At 62.5% G+C, this 17,918-nt stretch carries 19 protein-coding genes and 1 riboswitch; of the genes, 15 read left to right on the top strand and 4 right to left on the bottom strand.

The window, feature by feature from the left end; genetic code table 11:
* Positions 1-104 precede the first annotated feature (104 nt).
* From miaB to trpB, 15 genes are all read left to right on the top strand, one after another.
* Positions 105-1,415, top strand: a complete 1,311-nt coding sequence (miaB, locus tag LOKVESSMR4R_RS11060; protein ID WP_087208380.1) for a tRNA (N6-isopentenyl adenosine(37)-C2)-methylthiotransferase MiaB — start codon at positions 105-107, stop codon at positions 1,413-1,415.
* Positions 1,416-1,539: 124 nt separating this feature from the next.
* A complete protein-coding gene (locus LOKVESSMR4R_RS11055; protein ID WP_087208379.1) occupies positions 1,540-2,544 on the top strand; it encodes a PhoH family protein in 1,005 nt (334 codons plus the stop codon).
* A complete protein-coding gene (ybeY, locus tag LOKVESSMR4R_RS11050; protein WP_087208377.1) occupies positions 2,541-3,035 on the top strand; it encodes an rRNA maturation RNase YbeY in 495 nt (164 codons plus the stop codon). The genes LOKVESSMR4R_RS11055 and ybeY overlap by 4 nt, the downstream gene beginning before the upstream one ends.
* 17 nt (positions 3,036-3,052) lie before the next feature.
* Positions 3,053-3,955, top strand: a complete 903-nt coding sequence (locus LOKVESSMR4R_RS11045) for a hemolysin family protein (protein ID WP_420645888.1) — start codon at positions 3,053-3,055, stop codon at positions 3,953-3,955.
* Positions 3,948-5,429, top strand: a complete 1,482-nt coding sequence (lnt, locus tag LOKVESSMR4R_RS11040; protein ID WP_087208376.1) for an apolipoprotein N-acyltransferase — start codon at positions 3,948-3,950, stop codon at positions 5,427-5,429. Before LOKVESSMR4R_RS11045 ends, lnt begins: the two co-directional genes overlap by 8 nt.
* Before the next feature lie 33 nt (positions 5,430-5,462).
* Positions 5,463-5,511, top strand: a riboswitch (SAM-SAH riboswitch).
* A gap of 7 nt (positions 5,512-5,518) precedes the next feature.
* Complete coding sequence (metK, locus tag LOKVESSMR4R_RS11035) at positions 5,519-6,700, top strand: methionine adenosyltransferase (RefSeq protein WP_087208374.1); 1,182 nt, start codon at positions 5,519-5,521, stop codon at positions 6,698-6,700.
* A gap of 70 nt (positions 6,701-6,770) precedes the next feature.
* Positions 6,771-7,484 carry a tRNA (guanine(46)-N(7))-methyltransferase TrmB gene (gene trmB, locus LOKVESSMR4R_RS11030; RefSeq protein WP_087208373.1) on the top strand — a complete coding sequence of 238 codons (714 nt, stop codon included), beginning with the start codon at positions 6,771-6,773 and terminating at the stop codon, positions 7,482-7,484.
* Between the two features lie 108 nt (positions 7,485-7,592).
* Positions 7,593-8,945 carry a 3-phosphoshikimate 1-carboxyvinyltransferase gene (gene aroA / locus LOKVESSMR4R_RS11025; protein WP_087208371.1) on the top strand — a complete coding sequence of 451 codons (1,353 nt, stop codon included), beginning with the start codon at positions 7,593-7,595 and terminating at the stop codon, positions 8,943-8,945.
* Positions 8,942-9,550: a (d)CMP kinase gene (locus tag LOKVESSMR4R_RS11020; RefSeq protein WP_087208369.1), complete on the top strand. Its 609-nt coding sequence runs from the start codon at positions 8,942-8,944 to the stop codon at positions 9,548-9,550. Before aroA ends, LOKVESSMR4R_RS11020 begins: the two co-directional genes overlap by 4 nt.
* The gene (locus tag LOKVESSMR4R_RS11015; RefSeq protein ID WP_087208368.1) at positions 9,550-10,176 is read left to right on the top strand and encodes a CatA-like O-acetyltransferase; all 627 of its coding nucleotides are present in this window, start codon (positions 9,550-9,552) and stop codon (positions 10,174-10,176) included. The genes LOKVESSMR4R_RS11020 and LOKVESSMR4R_RS11015 overlap by 1 nt, the downstream gene beginning before the upstream one ends.
* 214 nt (positions 10,177-10,390) lie before the next feature.
* On the top strand, positions 10,391-12,061 hold the full coding sequence (gene rpsA, locus LOKVESSMR4R_RS11010; RefSeq protein ID WP_087208366.1) for a 30S ribosomal protein S1: 1,671 nt from the start codon (positions 10,391-10,393) through the stop codon (positions 12,059-12,061).
* A gap of 274 nt (positions 12,062-12,335) precedes the next feature.
* On the top strand, positions 12,336-12,617 hold the full coding sequence (gene ihfB / locus LOKVESSMR4R_RS11005; protein WP_087213078.1) for an integration host factor subunit beta: 282 nt from the start codon (positions 12,336-12,338) through the stop codon (positions 12,615-12,617).
* Between the two features lie 9 nt (positions 12,618-12,626).
* Entirely contained in the window at positions 12,627-12,983 is a 357-nt protein-coding gene (locus LOKVESSMR4R_RS11000; RefSeq protein WP_087208365.1) for a lipopolysaccharide assembly protein LapA domain-containing protein, read from the top strand.
* Positions 12,983-13,624 (top strand): phosphoribosylanthranilate isomerase, encoded by a 642-nt coding sequence (locus LOKVESSMR4R_RS10995; protein WP_087208363.1) that lies wholly within the window; start codon positions 12,983-12,985, stop codon positions 13,622-13,624. The genes LOKVESSMR4R_RS11000 and LOKVESSMR4R_RS10995 overlap by 1 nt, the downstream gene beginning before the upstream one ends.
* Before the next feature lie 60 nt (positions 13,625-13,684).
* Positions 13,685-14,911 (top strand): tryptophan synthase subunit beta, encoded by a 1,227-nt coding sequence (trpB, locus tag LOKVESSMR4R_RS10990; protein ID WP_087208361.1) that lies wholly within the window; start codon positions 13,685-13,687, stop codon positions 14,909-14,911.
* A 65-nt stretch (positions 14,912-14,976) separates the two neighbouring features.
* Here the strand turns inward: trpB and LOKVESSMR4R_RS10985 are convergent, their stop codons facing one another.
* The 4 genes from LOKVESSMR4R_RS10985 to LOKVESSMR4R_RS10970 all read right to left on the bottom strand — a co-directional run bounded on the left by LOKVESSMR4R_RS10985 (position 14,977) and on the right by LOKVESSMR4R_RS10970 (position 17,800).
* A complete protein-coding gene (locus LOKVESSMR4R_RS10985) occupies positions 14,977-15,354 on the bottom strand; it encodes a DUF2237 family protein (protein WP_087208358.1) in 378 nt (125 codons plus the stop codon).
* Positions 15,355-15,358: 4 nt separating this feature from the next.
* Positions 15,359-16,408, bottom strand: coding sequence for a DUF2332 domain-containing protein (locus tag LOKVESSMR4R_RS10980; protein WP_087208356.1), 1,050 nt, complete (start codon positions 16,406-16,408; stop codon positions 15,359-15,361).
* Entirely contained in the window at positions 16,405-17,082 is a 678-nt protein-coding gene (gene pth / locus LOKVESSMR4R_RS10975) for an aminoacyl-tRNA hydrolase (RefSeq protein ID WP_087208353.1), read from the bottom strand. Before pth ends, LOKVESSMR4R_RS10980 begins: the two co-directional genes overlap by 4 nt.
* Positions 17,083-17,179: 97 nt before the next feature.
* Positions 17,180-17,800 (bottom strand): 50S ribosomal protein L25/general stress protein Ctc, encoded by a 621-nt coding sequence (locus tag LOKVESSMR4R_RS10970; RefSeq protein WP_087208351.1) that lies wholly within the window; start codon positions 17,798-17,800, stop codon positions 17,180-17,182.
* Positions 17,801-17,918: the final 118 nt, after the last annotated feature.

Genomic DNA, 17,918 nt, shown 5'->3' with positions numbered 1-17,918 from the left:
GGGCATCCGTGAAAGGCTCGCGCAAGTTGTGCCAGATCGCGCCGCATTGCAAGCAAAGCGCCGAGCCGCTAGAACCCCCGCAACCTCAGCACCGGATTGCCCCCATGACTGCGCCCAAAAAGCTCTTTATCAAGACCTATGGCTGCCAGATGAACGTCTATGACAGCGAACGCATGGCCGAGGCGCTGGGCGGGCAGGGCTATGTGCAGACCGACCGCGCCGATGACGCGGATATGATCCTGCTCAACACCTGCCACATCCGCGAAAAGGCCGCCGAAAAGGTCTATTCCGAACTGGGCCGCATGAAAGAGCTGAAGATCGCCAAGCCGGATCTGAAAATCGGGGTGGCGGGCTGCGTGGCACAGGCCGAGGGCGCGGAAATCATGCGCCGTCAGCCGATGGTTGATCTGGTCGTGGGGCCGCAAAGCTATCACCGGCTGCCTGCGATGGATGTGGCGGTGCAGGCGGGCGCCAAGGCGCTTGATACCGATTTTCCCGATGATGATAAATTCGAGACGCTCAAATCACGCGCCAAGGGCAAACGCGGCCCGACGGCGTTTTTGACCGTGCAGGAAGGCTGCGACAAATTCTGCGCCTTCTGCGTGGTTCCCTATACCCGCGGCGCCGAAGTCTCGCGCCCCGCCGACCGTATCCTGCGCGAGGCGCGTGAACTGGTCGATGCCGGCGTGCGCGAATTGACGCTGCTGGGCCAGAATGTGAACGCCTATCACGGGCACGACGGCGGTCTGGCCGGGTTGATCTGGGCCTTGGCCGAGATTGACGGGCTGGACCGGATCAGGTTCACCACCAGCCACCCCAATGACATGGATCAGGCGCTGATCGACGCCCATGCAAGCTGCGACAAACTGATGCCCTATCTGCATCTGCCGGTGCAATCGGGCTCTGACCGTATTCTCAAGGCGATGAACCGCAAACATACTGCCGAGGGCTATCTGCGTCTGATTGACCGGATCCGCACCGCCCGCCCCGATATCCTGCTATCGGGCGATTTCATCGTGGGTTTCCCCGGCGAAACGGATCAGGATTTCGAGGATACGCTGCAATTGGTGCGCGATGTGCATTACGGGCAGGCCTATTCGTTCAAATATTCGACCCGCCCCGGCACCCCGGCGGCCGAGAAACCGCAGCTGCCCGATGATGTCATGAACGAACGGCTGCAACGGCTGCAAGCCCTGCTGCGCGACCAGCAACAGCAGACGCAGGCCAGCATGATCGGCCGCGAGGTCAAGGTCCTGTTCGAAAAACCCGGACGCGAGCCGGGGCAGATGATCGGCAAATCCGACTATCTGCACGCGGTCTATGCCGAGGCCCCCGCCGATGTGCTGGGGCAGGTCCGTGCCGTGCGGATCCTGCAAGACAGCGCCAATTCGCTGCGCGGTGCGTTGATCGGGTAGGGTGGGTCTTGACCCACCTTACGCAACGGGCTGCGCAACTTTATCGCCGCAATCCCAACTGGCGTCTTGCGCCTTGCGGTGCGACTTGCCACGATAGCTATATATAGACTCAGAGGAGAGCTGTTTGGCCACTGGTGCACTGACCCCGCCCGCCGACGATATCACAGAATCCGTTCTGGAATTTCCCGACAACTTCCTGTTGATCGACCTGTGCGGTGAATATGACCGCAATCTGACCACGATCGAGGACAAGCTGGGCGTGCAGATCCTGCGCCGTGGCAACCTTTTGGCGGTGATCGGCGAACAGGGGCCGCGTCAGGACGCGCTGGATGTGCTCAAATCGCTGTATCAGCGGCTCGAACAGGGGCGCCCGCTCGAGGCGGGGGATATCGACCGCGAATTGCGCATGGGGCCGGGGGGCGCGCCGGGGCCCGTCGATCAGATCGAGCTGTTCAAAGGCGAGATGACGCGGGTCGAGGTCAAGACCCGCAAGAAACTGGTCGAGCCGCGCACCGAGGCGCAAAAAGCCTATGTGCAGGCGTTGTTTGACCATGAAATGGCCTTTGGCATCGGCCCGGCCGGCACCGGCAAGACCTATCTGGCGGTCGCGGTCGGCGTGAACATGCTGATCAACGGCCATGTCGACAAGATCATCCTGTCGCGCCCTGCCGTCGAGGCGGGCGAAAAGCTGGGCTATCTGCCCGGCGATATGAAGGACAAGGTCGATCCTTATATGCAGCCTCTCTATGATGCGCTGAACGATTTCCTGCCGGGCAAGCAGGCCGCCAAGATGATGGAAGAAAAGGTGATCGAGATCGCGCCTTTGGCCTTCATGCGCGGGCGCACCCTGTCGAATGCCTTTGTCGTGCTGGACGAGGCGCAGAATGCCACCACCATGCAGATGAAGATGTTCCTGACCCGTCTGGGCCAGGGCTCGCGCATGGTGATCACCGGCGACCGCACCCAGATTGACTTGCCGCGCGGCGTCAATTCGGGCCTGTGGGATGCCGAACGCCTGCTCAAACACATCCCCAAGATCAGTTTCAACTATTTCACCGCCAAAGATGTGGTCCGGCACCCGCTGGTCGCCGCGATCATCGAAGCCTATGAGGCGGACGATCCCAAGTGAGCGTCGATGTCGTGATCGAGGATCAGCGCTGGGCCGAGGTCGATATCGCCCTGCTGGCGGCGCGTGCCACCGATGCGGTGCTGGACCGTCTGGGGCTGGAACAATCGGTTTTCGACATCACCGTGCTGGCCTGTGACGATACCCGCATCGCCGCGTTGAACGCGGATTTCCGCGGCAAGCCTGCCCCGACCAATGTGCTCAGCTGGCCATCGGATGAACGCGCCGCCGCCGTGGCCGGCGAAATGCCGCTGCCCCCCGATCCGGTCATGGACAGCGAATTGGGCGATATCGCCATCGCCTATGACACCTGCCTGCGCGAGGCAGAGGCCGCAGGGTCACAATTCATTCATCATTCTGTGCATCTTCTGGTGCATGGCACCCTGCATCTGCTGGGCTTCGATCACGAACGTGACCTTGATGCCACCCTGATGGAGGGTTTAGAGGTCGAGATACTTGGCAAGATGGGCATTGATAACCCATATAGGGATTGAACGGGGCAAACCGCCCCATGGATAAGGACAAGATGGGCGATCAGGGCGACGGTTCTTCTAGCGCAGCGCAAAGCGCGCCGCAGAACCAGACAGAGGAACGACCGGGCTTGCTGGCCCGCATGGGGCTGGGTTTCAGGCCCAAGGGTCCGAATGACGACACAGGCGAAACGGCACAAAGCCTGTCAGCCCCCGAACCGACCGTGTTGGGCATGCTGAACCTGCGCCGCAAGCGGGTCGAGGATGTGGCGGTGCCAAAGACCGATATTGTCGCCGTGCCGCTGACCATCACCAAGGATGATCTGGTCAAGACCTTCCGCGACAGCGGCATGACCCGCCTGCCGGTTTATGACACCACGCTGGACACGCCGGTGGGCATCGCCAATCTAAAGGATTTCGCGCTGCGCTATGGGTTCAACGGCGGTGGCACCGATCTTGACCTGCGCGACATGCTGCGCCCCTTGCTCTTCGTGCCCCCCTCGATGCCTTTGGGCGTGCTGCTGCAAAAGATGCAGGCCGAACGCATCCATATGGCGCTGGTGATCGACGAATATGGCGGCACCGACGGCTTGTTGACCATCGAGGATCTGATCGAACAGGTCGTCGGCGAGATCGAGGATGAACATGATATCGCCGAGGCGAAAAGCTGGATCATGGAAAAGCCCGGCGTCTATCTGGCGCAGGCCCGCACCGATCTGGAAGATTTCGAAGCCGAGATCGGGATGACCCTGACCGAACATGACGATATCGACGAGGAAGAGATCGACACTCTGGGCGGTCTGGTCACCATGCTGTCGGGTCATCTGCCCGCGCGCGGCGAGGTGATCCAGCATCCCGATGGCCCCGAATTCGAGGTTGTCGATGCCGATCCGCGCCGCATCAAACGGCTGCGCGTGCGTCTGAACACCACCCGCGATGCTTGACAGCCTGCCGCGCTGGGGGCGCTTTGGCGTGCTTTTCGCGCTGGGCGTGGCAGCGGGGCTGGGCCAGGCGCCGCTGGATCTGTGGCCTGCCAGCATCCTCGCGCTGGCCATGCTCTTGGTGCTGCACCGCGATAGTGTCACGGCGCGCGTCGCGGGCTGGCGTCTGTGGTTTTTCGGCCTTGGCTATTTCGCCTTCACGCTGCGCTGGATCGTCGAGCCGTTTCTGGTCGATGCGCCCCGTCATGGCTGGATGGCGCCTTTCGCGCTGGTGTTCATGGCCTGTGGCGCGGCGCTGTTCTGGGCTGTCGCAGGCTGGGTCGCCACCCGGATCGCGCCGCGCAGTCAGGTGATGCTGGCCTTGCTGCTGGTCGCTGTGGAAATGACCCGGTCGCTGGTGCTGACCGGATTTCCATGGGCGCTGTTGGGCCATATCTGGGTGCCGACATGGCTGGCGCAGGCCAGTGCGATTGGCGGGCCGCATCTGCTGACGGGGATCACGCTGATCGCGGCGCTGGCCCTGGCGCGGATTGCGCGGCGCGCCTTTTGGTCGGGGGGGGCGGCAATGCTGGCGCTGCTGCTGGTGGCAGCCGCCCTGCGCCCCGGACCCGCGCCACAGATTGCCGCTGATGCGCCGATCGTGCGGCTGGTCCAGCCCAATGCGCCGCAGCATCTCAAATGGGACCCCGCCTACCGCGATGCATTCGTCAACAGGTTGGTGACCTTGTCAGGGCAGGCCGCGCCGCCCGATCTGATCGTCTGGCCCGAAACGGCGGTGCCTTATCTGCTGAACGAGATCATCGACGACCTGCGCCTGCTGGACGAGGCCGCGCGCGGTGCGCCGCTGGTCTTTGGGGTGCAGCGGGTGGATGGCGCGGGCCGGTTCTATAACGCGCTGGTGGTGATGGAACAGGGCGGCCGGATCACCGCAACCTATGACAAACAGCATCTTGTGCCTTTCGGCGAATATATCCCCTTTGGTGACCTGCTGGGGCGGTTCGGCCTGCGCGGGCTGGCCGCGACCGATGGGGGCGGATTTGCCCCCGGCACGACAGCGGGGCCTGTGGCGATCCCCGGGATCGGGCTGGCGGTGCCGCTGATCTGCTATGAGGGGATCTTTGCCGAGGAAATCTTGACCGGCCCCGACCGGCCCCGCCTGTTGTTGTTGATCACCAATGACGGCTGGTTCGGCGAGGCGGCAGGCCCGCATCAGCATCTGGCCCAGGCCCGGCTGCGCGCCATCGAACAGGGGCTGCCGATGGTGCGCGTCGCCAATACCGGTATTTCCGCGATGATCGACGCGCAAGGCCGGATCACCGCATCCCTGGCACTGGGGGCCGATGGCGTGCTGGATGCCGCTTTGCCAGCGATACGCGCAGCCCCGCCCTATACAAGGCTGGGCGATTGGCCGGTCGGCCTATTGGTGCTGCTGGGCATGGCGATCTGCATCATTAACCGCAAACGCGATAGCGATTGACGCATGCACCGCGACCCCCTAGACGGGGGACTGGTTCTGTCACAACGGCTTCCTGGCGTGACAGGTTTTTCATATCGGAGCACGTCCCCATGGCAAGACAAGATTATATTTTCACCTCGGAATCCGTTTCCGAGGGGCACCCGGACAAGGTCTGCGACCGCATTTCAGACGCGGTGCTGGATGCCTTCCTGGCCGAGGAACCACAGGCCCGCGTCGCCTGTGAAACCTTTGCAACCACCAACCGTGTCGTCATCGGGGGCGAGGTCGGATTGTCCGACAAGTCCCGATTGACCGAATTCATGGGCCGGATCGAAGGGATCGCACGCGATGCGATCAAGGATATCGGCTATGAGCAGGATGAATTCCACCACGCCACCTGCGAGATCACCAACCTGTTGCATGGCCAATCTGCCCATATCGCCCAAGGCGTCGATGCCGCAGAAGGCAAGGATGAAGGCGCAGGCGACCAGGGTATCATGTTCGGCTATGCCACCACCGAAACCGATGCGCTGATGCCCGCGCCGATCCAATATGCCCATGCCATCCTGCGCCGTCTGGCCGAGGTGCGCAAATCGGGGCAGGAACCAACCCTGCGCCCCGATGCCAAAAGCCAGGTCTCGGTCCGCTATGAAGGCGGCAAACCGGTCGAGGTGACATCCATCGTCCTGTCCACCCAGCACCAGTTCGAAAGCCAGACCAGCGCCGATATCCGCGCCATCGTGGAACCCTATATCCGTGAGGTCCTGCCCGCCGGTTTCATCACCGAAGCCACGAAATGGTGGGTCAATCCCACCGGCACTTTTGTCATCGGCGGCCCTGATGGCGATGCCGGTCTGACCGGGCGCAAGATCATCGTGGACACCTATGGCGGGGCCGCCCCGCATGGTGGCGGCGCGTTTTCCGGCAAAGACCCGACCAAGGTCGACCGGTCCGCCGCCTATGCCGCCCGTTATCTGGCCAAGAATGTGGTGGCTGCCGGCATGGCCGACCGCTGCACCATCCAGCTGAGCTATGCGATCGGCGTGGCGCAGCCTTTGTCGATCTATGCCGACACGCATGGCACAGGCGAGGTCGATCCCGCGCTGATCGAACGCGCCGTGGCACAGGTCATGGACCTGACCCCGCGCGGCATTCGTGAACATCTGCAATTGAACCGGCCGATCTATGCGCGCACCTCTGCCTATGGCCATTTCGGCCGCGCGCCTGATGCGGATGGCGGGTTCAGTTGGGAAAAGACCGATCTGGTCGAGGCGCTCAAGCGCGCTGTCTGACAGGGCAGGTGGGTCAAGACCCACCATACCGCGATTGCCATGCGGCGGCGGGATTGCTACATGCCGCCGCATGACCAAGACACATCATCCTTCGGGCGCGCCCTGGCGCAATTTCTATGGCCGCTTTCGCGGCAAGACGATCCGCGCAAGCCAGCATGATTATCTGGATAATGATCTGGAACCGCTGTCGCCCGGCCCGGTCAGCTGGGAGGCCAACCCCGACCGCAATCCGCTTGATCTGGACGCGCTGTTCCCCGGCAAGGATATCTGGCTGGAGATCGGCTTTGGCGGCGGCGAACATCTGGTGCATATGGCGCAGACCTATCCCGCGATCGGGATCATCGGGGCAGAGCCTTTCATCAATGGTGTCGCCATGCTGCTTGGCAAGATCCGCAAGGCCAAGGTTGACAATCTGGCCGTGCATCCCGGCGATGTGCGTGATCTGTTCGATGTGCTGCCCGCGCAGTCGATCGCGCGCGCTTTTCTGAATTATCCCGATCCCTGGCCCAAGAAACGCCACCATCGCCGCCGGTTTGTGACGCCCGAACATCTGGCCCCGCTGCACCGCGTCATGAAGCCGGGGGCCGTGTTGCGTGTGGCCACCGATATTCCCGATTATGTCCGCCAGACGCTGGAAGAAGTGCCGCGCCAGGGCTTTGACTGGCTGGCCCAGGGGCCTGCCGATTGGCGTGTGCCTTGGGGCGACTGGGTTTCGACGCGCTATGAACAAAAGGCTTTGCGCGAGGGCCGCGTGCCGCATTACCTGACATTCGTCAGGGTTTAAGAACTTTTAGCCTCCGGCGGGGATATTTGTGCTCGGAAGATGCAGGGGTGCGATGGACCCCTGCAATGCACTGCGGTATCAGGGGGCGCACAGACCGAGGAAGTTTTCATGTCATCCCATGCCACCCCCATTCCCATGCTGTCCAGCACCTGCGGCCCGTTGCGCGGAGAGGCGCATGTGCCGGGTGACAAGTCGATCTCGCATAGGTCCTTGATCCTGGGGGCCATGTGTCTTGGCGAGACCCGCATCACCGGCCTGTTGGAAGGCGATGACGTGCTGGATACTGCCCGCGCGATGCGCGCTTTTGGTGCGGAAGTCACCGATCACGGCGGCGGCGAATGGTCGGTGCGCGGGGTGGGTGTCGGCGGTTTTGCCGAACCCGAGCAGGTGATCGATTGCGGCAATTCCGGCACCGGTGTCCGGCTGATCATGGGGGCCATGGCCACGACACCGATCACCGTGACCTTTACCGGCGATGCGTCCCTGAACGGGCGTCCCATGGGCCGTGTGACCGATCCTTTGGCGCTGTTCGGCACGCGGGCGGTGGGCCGCGCGGGCGGGCGGTTGCCGATGACGCTGGTGGGGGCCGCCGATCCTGTGCCTGTGCGCTATGTCGTGCCGGTCCCATCCGCACAGGTGAAATCGGCGGTGCTGCTGGCGGGGTTGAATGCGCCCGGCCAGACCGTCGTGATCGAAAAAGAGGCGACGCGCGACCATACAGAGCGCATGTTACAAGGGTTCGGCGCGACCCTGACGGTCGAGGATACCGAGGAAGGCCGCGTCATCACCCTGACCGGCCAGCCCGAATTGCAGCCGCAGGATATTGTGGTGCCGCGCGATCCTTCTTCGGCGGCTTTTCCTGTCTGTGCCGCCTTGATCGTGCCCGGATCGGATGTGCTGGTTCCCAATATCGGCCTGAACCCGACGCGTGCGGGCCTGTTCACCACGTTGCAGGAAATGGGCGCCGATCTGACATTCGAGAACCTGCGCAGCGAGGGTGGCGAGCCTGTGGCCGATCTGCGCGCGCGCTATTCCCCCGACCTGCGCGGGATTACCGTGCCGGCAGACCGTGCGGCCAGCATGATCGACGAATATCCTGTCCTGTCGGTTGTGGCGGCCTTTGCCCAAGGCGTGACCGATATGCCCGGCGTCAAGGAATTGCGCGTCAAGGAAAGCGACCGGATCGACGCTATGGCGCAGGGGCTGCGCGCGGCGGGTGTCACTGTGGACGAAGGCCCCGATTGGTGGCGTGTCACCGGGCTGGGCCATGGCCATGTGCCCGGCGGTGTGACGGTCGCCAGCCGTCTGGACCACCGGATCGCCATGGCGTTTCTGGTCATGGGCATGGCCACGCAGAAACCTGTCACCGTGGATGATGCTGCGCCGATCACCACCTCTTTCCCGATCTTCGAGCCGCTGATGAATGATCTGGGTGCGCAGATCGCACGGATCAGCGCATGAGCTTTACCGTCGCCATCGACGGGCCTGCCGCGGCGGGCAAGGGCACGATTTCCAAGGCGGTCGCGGCGCATTTCGGTTTTGCGCATCTGGATACGGGGCTGCTTTACCGGGCTGTGGGCGCACGTGTGCTGGCGGGGGCTGATCCGGTGGCGGCGGCCCGCGCTCTTGACCCGCGCGATCTGGAGAGTGACGCTTTGCGCGGGCCCGATGTGGCGCAGGCGGCCAGCCGTGTGGCCACCGACCCTGCCGTGCGCGATGCGCTGACGGCGTTTCAGCGCGGGTTTGCCCTGCGGTCCGAAGGGGCTGTTCTTGATGGCCGCGATATTGGCACGGTGATTTGTCCCGCCGCGCAGGTGAAACTATTCGTCACCGCCTCGGCCGCCTGCCGCGCTGAACGGCGCTGGAAGGAATTGCAGGCCAATGGCAGCGATATGACGCTGGATGATGTGCTGGCCGATGTGCAGGCGCGCGATGCCCGCGATGCGGGCCGCGCAACAGCCCCATTGGCCGCGGCTGCCGATGCCGTATTGCTGGATACATCAGAGATGACAGTCGATCAGGCGGTGGCAGAGGCCATTGCCATCGTCGCGGCGGCCCGCGCCTGATGGCCAGCCATCCGGTCGATCTGGCGACCTGGCCGCGTGCGGCGCAATTTCGGTTCTTTCGCAACTATGACCGCCCGCATTATGCCGTGACCGCGCGTCTTGATGTGACCGCGGTGATGGCGCGCAAGGCTGCGGGGCTGTCGCCCTATCGCGCCTGCCTGCATGCGATTGGCGCGGGCATCCATGCGGTGCCGGAACTTTGCATGCGGTTTCGCGGCGATGATGTTGTGCGCCACGACATGATCACCCTGTCGATGACCGTGCCGACGCAGGCGGGCGCGTTCGGTTATGCCTATGTGCCGTTCGTCGCGGATTTCGGGCGTTTTGACGCGCAGGCCAAGGCGCTGATCGCGCGGACCGCTGCGGGGGCTGATCTGGCGCCCAATGATGGGGAACGCGACGATCTGGCCTATCTGTCCTGCATGCCCTGGCTTGATTACACCGCGATCAGCAATGCCATGCCGGGGCCGCAGGATTGCATCCCCCGCGTCACATGGGGCCGGATCGTCGATCAGGGCGGGTGCAGCGACATGGCCATGACGCTGGAGGTGCATCACGCGCTGGTCGATGGTGCGCAGCTGGGGGCCTATTTCGCGGCGGTCCAGGGCGCGTTGCAGGCGTTCTAAGCGGCAAAAGCGCTTGCTTCACTGGCCAAACCCCCCTATATGCCGCCCTGTTGAAGCGCCGATAACAGGCGCGAAGGTGAGACTGGAGCGGGGTCGGTATCCACCGGCCCTGTTGTTTTACATTCGCATCGGCCCGCGACCAAATCGAAACCCAAAGACCGGCGGAGACAACCGCTCGGCCCGTATAAACCAAACGTTAGGAAAACGACGCCACATGGCAAATACAATGGACGAGTTTGAAGCACTCTTGAACGAAAGCTTCGAAATGGACACACCCGCTGAAGGGTCTGTCGTCAAAGGCAAGGTGATCGCGATCGAAGCGGGCCAGGCCATCATCGATGTCGGCTACAAGATGGAAGGCCGTATCGATCTGAAAGAATTCGCAAATCCCGGCGAAGCCCCTGATATCAAAGTCGGTGACACGGTCGAAGTGTTCCTGCGTCAGGTCGAAAACGCCCGTGGCGAAGCCGTCATTTCGCGTGAGATGGCCCGCCGCGAAGAAGCCTGGGATCGTCTGGAAAAAGCCTATGCTGACGAAGAACGCGTTGATGGCGCGATCTTTGGCCGCGTCAAAGGCGGGTTCACCGTTGATCTGGGCGGCGCTGTTGCCTTCTTGCCCGGCAGCCAGGTTGATGTGCGCCCCGTGCGCGATGCCGGCCCGCTGATGAACATGAAGCAGCCGTTCCAGATTTTGAAAATGGACCGTCGTCGGGGCAATATCGTTGTGTCGCGCCGTGCCATCCTCGAAGAATCGCGTGCCGAACAGCGCGCCGAAGTCATCGGCAATTTGACCGAAGGTCAGGAAGTGGACGGCGTGGTCAAGAATATCACCGAATACGGTGCTTTCGTTGATCTGGGCGGCGTTGACGGCCTGTTGCACGTCACCGACATGGCCTGGCGCCGTGTGAACCATCCGTCGGAAATTCTGGCGATTGGCGAGACGATCAAGGTCCAGGTCATCAAGATCAACAAGGAAACGCACCGCATTTCCTTGGGCATGAAGCAGCTTCAGGACGATCCATGGGATGCCGTCGAAGCCAAGTTCAGCCTTGGGTCGGTTCATCAGGGCCGCGTGACCAATATCACCGATTACGGCGCATTTGTTGAACTCGAAGCCGGCGTTGAAGGTCTGGTTCACGTCTCCGAGATGTCCTGGACCAAGAAAAACGTCCACCCCGGCAAGATCGTTTCGACCTCTCAGGAAGTCGAAGTCATGGTGCTGGAAATTGATTCAGCCAAGCGTCGCGTTTCGCTGGGCCTGAAACAGACACAGCGTAACCCGTGGGAAGTGTTTGCAGAAACCCACCCCGAGGGCACCGAGGTTGAAGGCGAAGTCAAGAATATCACCGAATTCGGTCTGTTCATTGGCCTTGAAGGCGACATCGACGGCATGGTTCACCTGTCCGACCTGACTTGGGACGGCCGTGGCGAAGACGTGATTGGCGATTTCCGCAAGGGTGACGTGGTCAAGGCCAAGGTTGCCGAAGTGGACGTCGAAAAAGAACGCATCAGCCTGTCGATCAAGGCGCTGGACGGTGATCCGTTTGCGGATGCCATCGGCGGCGTCAAGCGCGGCTCGATCATCACTGTCGAGGTCACCAAGATCGAAGACGGCGGCATCGAGGTCGAATACGAAGGCATGAAATCCTTCATCCGTCGTTCCGATCTGTCGCGTGACCGTGCCGAACAGCGCCCCGAGCGTTTCGGCGTCGGTGACAAGGTCGATGTGCGCGTGACCAATATCGACAGCAAGACCCGCAAGCTGGGCCTGTCGATCAAGGCACGCGAAATCGCGGAAGAAAAAGAAGCCGTCGAACAATTCGGCTCTTCGGATTCCGGTGCCTCGCTGGGCGACATTCTGGGGGCCGCGCTGAAGCGCGACTAAGACCACCCCGGATGACAAGATCAGCCCCGTCGCAAGCGATTGCGGCGGGGTTTTGCTGTGCCCTGGGTGCGAATCGGATTGGCCTTGCTGCGATGCGGCAGCGCGGTTGCAGCGCCATTGCGGCGAAAAAACGCCAAACTTCCCTGTAAATTCAGGCGCTTTGCGTCAAAAAACAGCAAAAGCTGTGAAAGCCATGCTTTCCGTATCCGGTCTTTGTTTCTATAGTTTGCCCGATCGCGTTTGTCTGCGCATTGCCACACCAAAGGATGCTGCCATGATCCGCTCGGAACTGATCCAGAAAATTGCCGATGAGAATCCGCATCTTTACCAGCGGGATGTTGAAAAGATCGTCAACACGATCTTTGACCGGATCACCGATGCGATGGCGCAGGGCAACCGCGTCGAATTGCGCGGCTTTGGTGCCTTCTCGGTGAAAAAGCGCGATCCGCGGCTGGGCCGCAACCCCCGCACCGGCGAGGCGGTCGCGGTTGATGAAAAACATGTGCCGTTCTTCAAGACGGGCAAATTGTTGCGCGACCGGCTGAACGGCCAGTAAGAGGGTCTTATGAAGACAATCCGCTATGCCTTTTGGGCGATTGTCGCGCTTTGCCTGATCCTGATCGGGCTGGCCAACCGCGATCCCGTGACCGTGCGGGCCATGCCTGTCTGGCTCAGCGATCTGCTGGGGCTGTCGCCCGATGTCACCTTGCCCTTGTTCGTGGTGATCTTCATCGGGGTGGGTGCGGGTCTTGCCATCGGCTTTCTGTGGGAATGGCTGCGCGAATATCGCATCCGCGCCGATGCGCGCGCCAAATCCCGCGAGGTCGCGGCACTGCGCGCCGAGCTGCAACAGATGCGCACCGCGAGCGTCGGGGCGACATCGGATGATGATGTGCTGGCGCTGCTGGAAAACACGCGCTGATGACATTGCCGACACGGGTCAAGATCTGCGGGCTGCGTGATGCGGCCATGCTGGATGCCGCTGTGCAGGCGGGGGCGGCCTATGTCGGGCTGGTGTTTTTCGAAAAATCCCCCCGCAATGTGACGCTGGCGCAGGCGGCTGCTTTGGCCGCGACAGTGCCTGCCGGTGTGGCCAAGGTCGCCTTGGTGGTGAATGCCGATAACGCCCAGCTGGATGCGCTGCTGGCGCAGGTGCCGGTCGATATCTTGCAATTGCACGGCGCGGAAACCGCCGTGCGCGTGACCGAGGTCAAGGCGCGTTACGGTCTGCCTGTGATGAAGGCCGTGGGCGTGGCGGGGCCGGATGATCTGGCCGCCTTGGATATTTATGCGCAGGTGGCCGATCAGCTGCTGGTCGATGCCAAACCGCCCGTGGATGCCGATCTGCCGGGGGGCAATGGTCTGGCCTTTGACTGGCGGCTGATCGCCGGGCGGCGCTGGCCGGTGCCCTGGATGCTGGCTGGCGGATTGACGCCTGCCAATGTGGCGCAGGCCGTGGCATTGACCGGTGCCGGGCAGGTCGATGTCTCCTCTGGTGTGGAATCCGCGCCGGGCGTCAAGGATGCGGCCTTGATTGCGGCGTTTTGTGCCGCCTTGCGTTAGGCGTTTACGTCCCCGCCAAGGGACGTTAGGTCTGTCCCAACCCAAAACAACAGGTGTCCCATGGCCAACGATCTTTTCAACAGCTTCATGACCGGCCCCGACGAAAAAGGCCGGTTCGGCCAGTTCGGCGGGCGTTTTGTATCCGAGACCCTGATGCCGCTGATCCTGGAGCTGGAAGAACAATATGAACATGCCAAGACCGACCCGACCTTTTGGGCGGAAATGCATGATCTATGGACCCATTATGTCGGCCGCCCCAGCCCGCTTTATCATGCCGAGCGGCTGACAGCCCATCTGGGCGGTGCCAAGATCTATATGAAACGCGACGAGCTGAACCATACCGGCGCGCATAAGATCAACAATGTGCTGGGCCAGATCATTCTGGCGCGCCGCATGGGCAAGAACCGGATCATCGCCGAAACCGGCGCGGGCCAGCACGGTGTGGCCACGGCGACTGTCTGTGCGAAATTCGGCCTGAAATGCGTGGTCTATATGGGCGCGCATGATGTCGAACGCCAGGCCCCCAATGTATTCCGCATGCGCCTGCTAGGGGCAGAGGTCGTGCCGGTCACATCCGGCCGCGGCACGCTGAAAGATGCGATGAACGATGCCCTGCGTGACTGGGTGACCAATGTGCGCGACACATTCTATTGCATCGGCACGGTGGCAGGCCCGCATCCTTACCCCGCGATGGTGCGCGATTTCCAGGCCATCATCGGCCAGGAAACCAAGACCCAGATGCAAGAGGCCGAAGGCCGTCTGCCCGATACGCTGATCGCCGCCATCGGGGGCGGGTCCAACGCCATGGGCCTGTTCTATCCGTTTCTGGATGACAAGGACGTCAATATCATCGGGGTCGAGGCCGGTGGCAAAGGCGTTAATGACAAGATGGAACATTGCGCGTCATTGACCGGTGGCCGCCCCGGCGTGCTGCATGGCAACCGCACCTATCTGTTGCAGGATGATGTCGGCCAGATCTTGGAAGGATTCTCGATTTCCGCCGGTCTGGATTATCCGGGCATCGGGCCGGAACATGCCTGGCTGCATGATATCGGGCGGGCCAAATATGTCTCGATCACCGATGTCGAGGCGCTGGAGGCGTTCCAGCTTTGCTGTGCGCTCGAAGGCATCATTCCCGCACTGGAGCCAAGCCATGCACTGGCCCATGTGATGAAGATCGCGCCGGAATTGCCGGCTGATCATCTGCTGGTGATGAATATGTGCGGCCGTGGCGACAAGGATATCTTTACCGTGGCCAAGCATCTCGGCTTTGATATGAAAGCGTGATGCCGCGCCGGTGGCTTGAAAAGATTTGAGCCTCCGGCGGGGATATTTAAGCTCGGAAGAGGGGGTTAGCTGATCGGCAGCGCATATTCGCGCAGCACGTCGATCGGCACGATATCCAGCGCGCGCACATGGGTGGCATGCAGATTGACCTGGGGCGCGCAGCCTTCCTCATGTGCTTGCAGGAACCGCCCCGCGCAGAGGCACCAGCCATCGCCCGCCTTGAGCCCTGCAAAGCCGAATTCGGGCCGCGGCGTGGACAGGTCGTTGCCGACATATTTCGAAAAGGCCAGAAACTCATCCGTCATCACCGCGCAGACCGTATGGCTGCCATTGTCCTGCGCGCAGGTGTCGCAGGACCCGTTGCGGAAAAAGCCGGTCATCGGGGCGGTTGAACAGGTGACAAGCGTGCTGCCAAGGACGTTGAAGGAGGGGTCTTTTTCCATTGGGTCAGTCTTTCTTTTCTGTCTGGACGGGGTGCCATTGCACCCAGCGCCCGTGGAAATCTGCGCGTCCCATCGCAAAGGTCAAGTCGCCGGGCCAGAGCCTGAGCGTCAGCGCCGCCCCCGGACCCGCGCTATCGGGTTCCATCCCGAACCAGGCCAGCGGCGCATCCGCGCGCGCCATCTGCCCTGCCGCTTGGATCATGGCGGCACCCCGTGCCTGATCGGCAGCGGGGAAATATTGCCATGCGATGGTCGTATAGACCAGATGGGTCTGTCCTGCGTGATGGTCAAGCTGGCCCTCTAGCCAGTCGATGGCGTCACCCTTGACGATGCCGGTGCGTGCATTGGCCATTGCGGCCTGTGTCAGTGCCAGCCGCGCGGGTTGATCCGCCCAGAGATAGGCTTGCAGGCGCAGCGCGTCGTCAGGATCGCGCGGATCGAGCGGGTTCAGATCGACACCGGCGCGCGCGCTGAGCATGGGTCGCACGGCAGGGGGCAGCGGCCCGGTCCAATCGGGGGCCAGTGTCAGGGCAGGGGTGGCGGGGCCGAAGTGCTGATCGCCGATCACCAGCGCGTCATCATCCCAATGCAGGTTCAGCCCTGCGCTGGCCCCGAGTTCACTGCACCGCAGCGGCAAGGCATAGCGATCCGCCAGCCAATGCCCAAGCGCGATCAGCACGGCGGCGCGCCGCACCTCATTGGTCTGGGGCGGGCTGTCAAGCCAGCGCAGGATCGGGGTTTGTTCGCTGACCAGCACCTTCGCAACCGCCGCCCAAAGGGGTGCGTCGTCAGTGCTGCGCGGTGGATAGACCTGTCCCAGCGTCGGATCGCCTTGCAGATGCAAAGCATGCAAAGCCCCCGCCAGTCGCAAGGGCACCGATTGGCCGCTGGGTCCAAGATCGCCTTTCCAGCGATGGAGGCGGTCGGTGACGCCACCTGCGGGCCAGTCTTGGGTGGCGCAGAGCCGCATCAGCTGCGCCATGAACGGCGATCCCAGATTGGCACAGGCCGCCGCTTGCGCGCTGAAAGCGGCGCGGATGGCGGCCGATGTCACCGGAATTTATCCATCAGCCGCGCCATGGCGCTGCGGGTGTCGGGGGCGGGGTCTGGTTCTGGCGCGGGTGTCTTGGCAGGTTTGGGCGCGCTGGTCGATGATCGCGGCGGTGCGGTGCGCAGCGCGATCGCGTTCAGGAACCTTGCGCCATCGCCTGCGACCAGATGCCCGATACCGTCGCTGATGCCGCGCAATGCGTGATCCAGCCAGTCCAGATCGGCCTTGGCGAAATCATGCAGCACGTAACCCGGCACCGCGTCCTTGTGCCCCGGATGGCCGACGCCCAGCCGCACGCGGTCATAATCCGGCCCGATATGCGCATGGATCGAGCGCAGCCCGTTATGCCCCGCATGCCCGCCGCCGGTTTTCAGCCGCACCTTGCCGGGGGCGAGGTCGATTTCGTCATGAAACACGACCAGATCGGCGGGGGTGAGCTTGAGATAGCGCATTGCCTCGCCCGCGGATTGGCCCGAGAGGTTCATGAAGGTGTCGGGTTTCAGCAGCGTGACCTTGTCCGCGCCGATCCGGCCATCGCAGATCTGGCCCTGGAATTTGGACCGCCAGGGGCTGAACCCATGGTCGGCCGCGATCCGGTCGAGCGCCATAAAGCCGATGTTATGCCGGTTCTGCGCGTATTTCGCGCCGGGATTGCCAAGGCCGATCAAAAGTTTCATGCCGCCAACCTAAAGTGCTGCGCGGGGGCGCGCCAGACCCCGCGCATGAAAAAGGGCACCCCGCAGGGTGCCCCTATCGTGATGCGGCCGGATCCGATTACTCGGCTTCGTCGGCTGCGTCTTCTTCGGCGTCATCGCTGGCCAGCAGGCCGCGTGGCGCAGAGATATTGGCGATGACAAAGTTGCGGTCGATCACCGGCTTGGCGCCTTCGGGCAGGGTGACATCGCTGATATGGATGACATCGCCCATCTGTGCATTGCCCAGATCGACGGTCAGGTGATCGGGGATATCGCCGGCCAGCACGTCCATCTCGACTTCGTTGCGCACGACGGTCAGAACGCCGCCTTTCTTGATGCCGGGGCAGGTGTCGCCGTTGATGAATTCAACGGGGATGAACAGGTTCACCCGGCTGGTGCGCTTGAGCCGCAAAAGGTCGATATGGATCGGCAGATCCTTGACCACGTCGCGCTGCACGCCGCGGCAGATCACGCGCACATCGTCCTGACCTTCGACCTTGAGGTTGAAGAGCGTCGACATGAAACGGCCCTTGCGCAGGGTCGTCAGCAGATAGTTGAAAGGGATGCTGATGGATTGCGGGTCAACGCCGCCACCATAAACAATGCCAGGTACGTCGCCATCACGGCGAGCTTGGCGGGCGGCCCCCTTGCCTGTCCCCGCGCGTACCTTGGCGTTCAGATCAGGAATCTGTCCAGCCATAGTATAGTCCTTTGATAATGGGGCCCGCCTCCAAGGGTGTCCGAGCCCGATGAAGCCCGCCCTATAAGGGGATTTCGCCGGATTGAAAAGATGTTTCTGCCGGCCGTGGCATGGGTCA

It is taken from the genome of Yoonia vestfoldensis (genome assembly GCF_002158905.1).
Taxonomy (GTDB): domain Bacteria; phylum Pseudomonadota; class Alphaproteobacteria; order Rhodobacterales; family Rhodobacteraceae; genus Yoonia; species Yoonia vestfoldensis_B.
This window is presented reverse-complemented; position numbering and strand designations above follow the sequence as displayed.